General features: G+C 58.3%; 4 protein-coding genes and 3 pseudogenes. 3 read left to right on the top strand and 4 right to left on the bottom strand.

Going from position 1 to position 5,648, the window contains the following annotated elements; translation table 11 throughout:
• Nucleotides 1–81: 81 nt before the first annotated feature.
• From NKI41_RS32645 to NKI41_RS32625, 4 genes are all read right to left on the bottom strand, one after another.
• Entirely contained in the window at nucleotides 82–624 is a 543-nt protein-coding gene (locus tag NKI41_RS32645; RefSeq protein WP_352687097.1) for an ABC transporter substrate-binding protein, read from the bottom strand.
• A complete protein-coding gene (locus NKI41_RS32640) occupies nucleotides 599–1,054 on the bottom strand; it encodes an ABC transporter substrate-binding protein (RefSeq protein WP_352687094.1) in 456 nt (151 codons plus the stop codon). The genes NKI41_RS32645 and NKI41_RS32640 overlap by 26 nt, the downstream gene beginning before the upstream one ends.
• A 17-nt stretch (nucleotides 1,055–1,071) precedes the next feature.
• Nucleotides 1,072–1,659, bottom strand: coding sequence for an ABC transporter substrate-binding protein (locus NKI41_RS32635; protein WP_352687092.1), 588 nt, complete (start codon nucleotides 1,657–1,659; stop codon nucleotides 1,072–1,074).
• Between the two features lie 1,272 nt (nucleotides 1,660–2,931).
• Nucleotides 2,932–3,183 (bottom strand): hypothetical protein, encoded by a 252-nt coding sequence (locus NKI41_RS32625; protein WP_352687090.1) that lies wholly within the window; start codon nucleotides 3,181–3,183, stop codon nucleotides 2,932–2,934.
• Between the two features lie 248 nt (nucleotides 3,184–3,431).
• Between NKI41_RS32625 and NKI41_RS32620 the strand changes: the two are divergent.
• The 3 pseudogenes from NKI41_RS32620 to NKI41_RS32610 form a co-directional block, all read left to right on the top strand.
• Nucleotides 3,432–4,127 (top strand): annotated as a pseudogene (locus NKI41_RS32620) (IS110 family transposase); the annotation flags it as partial.
• Nucleotides 4,103–4,484: pseudogene (locus NKI41_RS32615) on the top strand (IS256 family transposase); the annotation flags it as partial. The pseudogenes NKI41_RS32620 and NKI41_RS32615, both read left to right, overlap by 25 nt.
• Nucleotides 4,485–4,577: 93 nt before the next feature.
• Nucleotides 4,578–5,648, top strand: a pseudogene (locus NKI41_RS32610) (transposase); the annotation flags it as partial.

The raw sequence follows: 5,648 nt of genomic DNA, 5'->3' as shown, positions 1-5,648 counted from the left end.
TCGGATCGGCCTTAGCAACCAAATCCTACGTCATTTCAACGGCTTGAACCACATCCGCCAACCCACCGTGAATTTTTCAGGCTAGCTGTTGATCCACCAGCGCTCCGTGATTTTGCAGCCATCCATATCATAGTTGCTGGCAATTACGTCTGGATGTCCGACCTTGCTCGAGTGAGCCCCGACATAGGACGCGAAGACCGGGATTATGGTAGCCCCATCGTCCGACACGATCTTCTGCATTTCCCAGTACATTGCGCGGCGTTTCGCATCATCGAGTTCTGCAGTGACAAGCAACGTCTCAAAACGCTCATTTGACCAATGAGTCTCGTTTGAATTTCTCGAATATCCGCTGGTGAACATCAGGTCCTCGGTTGCGCTACCAGACCAGTAGGACATGCACCATGGTTTCTTCCTCCAGACGTTCGACCAATATCCATCACTTGGCTCACGGACGACGTTGATCGTGATACCAGACTGCTTGGCCTGCTCAGCGACTAAGACCGCGGCATCAACGGCACCGGCGAAGGCTACATCTGCGGCCGACAAAGAGACGGCAAGTCCCTCAGCGCCAGCTTTCTTCAGGTGGAAACGCGCTTTGTCAGGGTCGTAGTGACGTTGCGGCAAGGATGTATTGAGGTACCGATTCCCCCCGCCCGATGGGATGATCGTTACCGAGAACACCGTGGCCACGCAGGATTGTTTTGAGAATAGCCTCACGATCGATGGCATACTTAAGCGCCAACCGGACATCAAGGTTGTCAAAAGGCGCGACGGTCACATCCATCGGCATCGCGTAATGAAGATTGCCCGCCACCTCCGTGATGACGATCCCGGGCCTATTCTTCAGCACGGCGACGACCTTTGGATCGCAGCGGTCCATGACATCAATGGAGTTTGTCATCAGCGCTGTCGCGCGGGCCGCCGGATCTTGAATTGTGAGAAGCTCGATCGAATCAGCGTAAGCCGCGTCGGCTTTGAAGTAGTTTTCGTTTCGAGCACCGATAGCGCGGACACCCGGCTCATACGCTTCGAATTTATAGGGACCCGTCCCCACACCGGACGCCCAGTCGATTACGCCATCCTTAGCGGGGCAAATGCCGAACAAGTAGTCGGCAGGATAAAGGCGAAATCGGCGTTTGCGGCCCCCAAAGTAATTACGACAAACTGCCCGTCTACCTTAACGTCTGAGACCTCCTTCAAAATAACACTCGCCCCGGACTTGGTGTCCGCGCCACGATGATAATTGATTGAAGCCACCACGTCGGCGGGTTCAGGTGTCTTGCCATTGTGAAACTCGACACCTTTCCTAATTTCGAAACGCCAAGTCTTTGCGTCCGACGTTTCCCAAGATGATGCCAATTCCGGCTTCAAGCTGCCATCCGCTTCAATGACCGTCAAAGCGTTCCGGAGAGATCCGAACGACCAAACCTGATTGAACATACTATCGATCGTTATTGGATCGAGGTTATCGGTAGTCGATCCGCTGCCAAGACCGATCCGAAGAGTTCCGCCTCGTTTCGGAGTTCCAGCCGCAACTGCGTTGGCCACACTCATTCCAGCGGCAACTGACAGCCCCATTGCGACAGCCCCCGACATAAACGTCCGGCGATCAATCCGCCCGCGCTTCAGATCGGCTTTCAATTCTTCAATGCTTCCCATGACTAATCTCCTCCCTTTGGTTTGTCGCAATCGTTTGTTCGGCAACACCGTTGTTTATTAATTGCGTTCGGGCTGGGCAGGTCTGCCGCCCGGCTGCACCAGCCTTTCCGGGAGACGCCTGCAATGCTGCTCATCCTCGAACGCCACGATGATGTCTTCGACTGCCCGACTGGTGGAAAGCGTTGCCAGCATCGTTGCAGACATCCCGCCTGCCGACGCCGCCAGAACCCGGCAGCAAAGGTCCTCCCTCAATGACCGCGCCACCCCAACCTGCTGATTCGAAGGCAAGGAATCACACCGACTGGGCGGCCACGACTGCGAGCTTGGCTGCTGGCGGCAGTTGGCGAAGCAATGTCGGCGCCAGAAGCAGGCTGGACATCGCCACGGGTACATTCACCGATGCAGCCACCGCGGCTTGATGCCGAATAGCGTAGCCGCAGTCCCCGGTTATCGGCTCCGCGATCCACTAACCGCCGAGCAGCTGCAATGTAGGCTGGATCGAGAGCGGGATCGCCGGCGAGTGACCCTCTCCGTCCAAGCTCCTGCCGCCGTCTCTATGATTATTGGGAAGTCGAAGGTTGCCGGATGGAAGAGCGAGCCCGGCTGCGGCTGAAATTCACCGGGCGCGAGCCCGATGTCGAGTCCTATAATGCCGAGGGCTCTTTGTGGTTGAGCTGTCATCGAGGAAGCTTTCTCAAGTTGGACGTTCGGCCCTTGGTATTCGACAGCCATGAATGCTTTAGTAAGCAACTTAATGCATCCGCCGGGCCTGTCTATTATCGACTATAGATGGAGTCCATCTGCGTCCGACATAGATAGTACCGGGCCGCTGCGTCGCAATTGATGGAAACGCGGATGCCTGGGGCAAACAAATATACGTCACGGTGGGACTTGGCCCAGGATTCAAGCTCATTTCACTGCCGAACGGCGCCAGGCAGTTGGTGTCGAGCTGACTTCGTTCCGTCGTGTCTTCACGAGGTTGACGACTCACGATAGTCGGGTTTGCGGCTGCTGTAGGTACCGATTGGCCGCCGAGGAGTTTGGCGAGGGAGCAAAAAGTTATGATCGAGCAGGGTCTTCTCGATCGCTTCATGACCGACGAGATCTAGTGAATGCACGTCAATGGGCGCCGAAGTGGCCGCATGGGCGGTCCTGCGGCGGCTCGTCCTACCGGTGCAGTCAGTAGCGACTAATTAAAAACAACATTGACTACCGGCGAACTTATGACCATTCCGGCGCGGCGGCTGACTAAGGGCCAGTCGCTCAAGATCATCAACGCGCAACGCTCTGCACTAAGCCGTAGGCGTCATTGTCATCAGTCTTGTTCAGCTGAACCGACAACGCCGCCTTAGCATGCCTGGCATCAAGGCAGACGACAGGAAGGCCGTTTTCGTGGAGTGCGTGCCAATGCCACGTGCACAACAGTCCTGTTTCAACGCCTATCTTCACAACTGATGGTGCATGCTTGCGAATGGCTTCAGTCAAGGCTTCAGGGGTTGAGGCAACCTTGCCGCGCCAAATCACGGCGCCCTCTTCGTCAAGAACGCATACCGATGTCAGGTCGAGGGAAACATCCGACCAACAAAGTGCTTCATCATTCCATTCTCCACATGGCGAGATTAAACGTCAGCAGTTTAGCTGAGTGCTGGATGCTCCGCGATCACCCCATGTGATTGGGGTCTCTTCCGAGCCGAGATGAAAGCGGCTGCTCCTGTCGAGATGTGAGAACGTGGTCGATGTTGAATCGCCACAAACATCAGGAAGGAGCAGCCATGAAGTATTTTTCCGGACTGGACCTGTCTTTGGAAGAGACCGCCATTTTATTGTCGACGAGAGTGGCCGGATCGTGAAGGAGGTACGAGCATCGAGCGACCCGCAGGCGTTGATCGACGCACTGGGTGAAATCGATCTGCCGCTTCAGCGGATCGGCCTGGAAGCGTGTTCGCTGACGGCGTGGCTTCATGACGGGCTACGTGCCGAGGGCCTGTCGGCGATTTGCATCGAGACGCGGCAGGCCAATGCGGCGATGAAGACAATACCGAACAAGACCGTTCGCAATGATGCCCGCGCATTGGCGCAGATCATGCGCACCGGCTGGTATCGGCGGGTGCATGTGAAAAGCCGACAGTGCCCGCTCTGGCGTTTCCTGCTTGTCGCTCGCCGCACGGTGCTGACGAAGTGCGCAGCACCGAGAACGTGGTCAGGGCGATCCTGCGGGAGGCCGGCATCAAGCTGGGCACGCCGTCACGGCCTGGCCGGCACAGACCCGGTCTATGCCGCTGGTCGAGCCCCTGCTGGCGATCCTCAGCGCGATGCTGAGGGAGTTCGCCCACCTGACGAAGCAGGTTGTGTCGATCTCGTTCGCAAGGAAGAGGTCTGCCGGCGTCTGATGAGCGTTCCCGGTGTTGGCCCCTACCGCACTTGCCTTCGCCACGATCAACCGGGCGTCTCCAAGAGCCAGGTCTCGCGGCTGTGCGAGGAGATCGACGGCAAGGTGAAGGCCTTCCTCGAGCGGCCGATCGAGGGCGACTGGCCGTATTTGTGGATCGATGCGACCTACCTGAAGTCGCCGCGGTGGGCGGATCGTCTCGGCCGCCGTCATCATCGCCGTGGGCGTGAATACCGACGGTCGGCGCGAGGTGCTCGGCATGGAGATCGGCACCTCGGAGGCCGAGCCGATCTGCACGGAGTTCCTGCGCAAGCTCACCCGGCGCGGCCTGCGCGGCGTCAAGCTCGTCGTCTCCGACGCCCATGAGGGCCTCAAGGCCGCCGTGACCAAGGTGCTCTCAGCCACATGGCAGCGCTGCCGGGTGGGGCTGTTGAAGAAGTCCTTTCCCGCTGATTCAATTGATCAATCGTTGATTCGGTGGAGGAATCGCGATGCTGTGACGAAGGAGCGCGATCAGCTTGAGCTATTCATGACTGGCTCGCTACGGCAGCTTGTTCCTGATGATCATATTCTCGCGCGGGTCGACCGTGTGCTGGATCTGTCCTGGCTGCGTGACGAGGTGGCGAACCTCTACTGCACCGACAATGGCCGCCCGGGCATTGATCCTGAGGTTGCGGTCCGACTGATGCTCGCCGGTTTCCTGCTTGGAATTGTGCATGACCGCCGGCATCGCGATCCGTTGGTTTGTCGGCTACGGTCTCCACGAAGCACTTCCCGATCACTCTTCCCTGACACGCATCCGCCAGCGCTGGGGCGAGGCACGATTTCGCCGGATCTTTGAGCGCACAGTGCAGGCCTGCATCGAGGCCAAGATCACCAAGGGCGAGATCGTCCACGTCGATGCTTCGCTGATCCGAGCCGACGTAAGCTGGGACAGCTTGGCGGTTCGCCATGTCGAACGCGGTGAACGCTGCGAACGAGGAAGCGGAAGCGGGGGCAAAGAAGAGCCGCAAGACCGGCAAGTTCAAGAAGATCTGCGTAACCGACCGGGATGCCACCATGGCGACAAGCGCCCGCAATCGCCGACTTGAGCCGGCCTACAAGCAGCATGCCGTCGTCGATGATCTGCGCGGCGTGGTTCTCGACGTCGCGGTGACCACCGGCGAGATCAACGAGGGGCAGATGATCGTGGAGGGGATTGACGCCGCTGTGAAGGCGACGGGCTTATCGTCCAAACCGTCACTGCCGATGCCGGCTATGCCTATGCGAAAGTGTTCGCCGCTTTCGAGCAACGCGGCATCGATGCATTGATCCCCGCCAAGACGGAGCCGATCCGCAGCCCGGTCCCGCTGCATCGCTTCCGTTACGATGCCAAGCACGACATCCTGAAGTGTCTTCGAGGCAAGATCCTACGCCCTAAGCGGCCCTTGAAGTATGGACGTTTCTTCTATTCGCGCGCCAGAGATTGCGCAGGCCGTGACCTTGCTTCCATTTGCCTGTCCAAAGGGCGCGTCAACAAGGCGGTCGTGGTGGGGAATGATTATCCGGCATTGCTGAGGGCGCGCAGGCGTCGTGAGCGATGGTCGGAGGAGGAGGACAA

The sequence above is a fragment of the Mesorhizobium sp. M0601 genome (assembly GCF_040320845.1).
In the GTDB taxonomy this organism is placed as follows: Bacteria; Pseudomonadota; Alphaproteobacteria; order Rhizobiales; family Rhizobiaceae; genus Mesorhizobium.
This window is presented reverse-complemented; position numbering and strand designations above follow the sequence as displayed.

Excerpts from the sequence above, each read along its gene's own strand:
- NKI41_RS32635 (WP_352687092.1), bottom strand. The coding sequence starts at position 1,659 with ATGGGAAGCATTGAAGAATTGAAAGCCGATCTGAAGCGCGGGCGGATT.